The organism is Pseudomonas sp. 2995-3 (assembly GCF_002742565.1).
Lineage (GTDB): Bacteria > Pseudomonadota > Gammaproteobacteria > Pseudomonadales > Pseudomonadaceae > Aquipseudomonas > Aquipseudomonas edaphica.
In genome coordinates, this window is the sequence record NZ_LJSB01000274.1 from 1 (window position 1) to 403 (window position 403).

Below are 403 nucleotides of genomic sequence, written 5' to 3' on the forward strand. Positions count from 1 at the left end.
GAATAATGCTCTATATTTTTTTGAGAAACTTCTTTTACAGTAGTTTTCAGTACTTCTGATAGAATAGGAAGTATTTGATTATTTTCGCCCAGTATACTCCTTATTTCAGTAAGAGGTTTATTTGTATGCACCAGTGCTCCAAACGATAATTCATGAACTCTAGCCATTTCTAATACGTGAAAATCACTACTAGAATACTGTGAAATATCCTCTCTAGCTGTCACAAAGTATAATGAGTAATCGTAACTACTAGTTTTTGAAAATCCTATTTGTTCCTCTTTAAGAAATCCATCTGTCATAAATGCTAGATTGGATGAGACTTTCTTTTCATAAGAATTTGTAAGAAGATTTATGACGTCTTCCACTATCGCACTGGCTGTTGGATACTTTCCTGCACCCGGCC

General features: G+C 34.2%; 1 protein-coding gene. It reads right to left on the bottom strand.

The annotated features are described in order from the left end of the window. A partial coding sequence (locus tag AOA62_RS31875) for a hypothetical protein (protein WP_218244179.1) occupies positions 1–403 on the bottom strand: 403 nt, incomplete at both ends.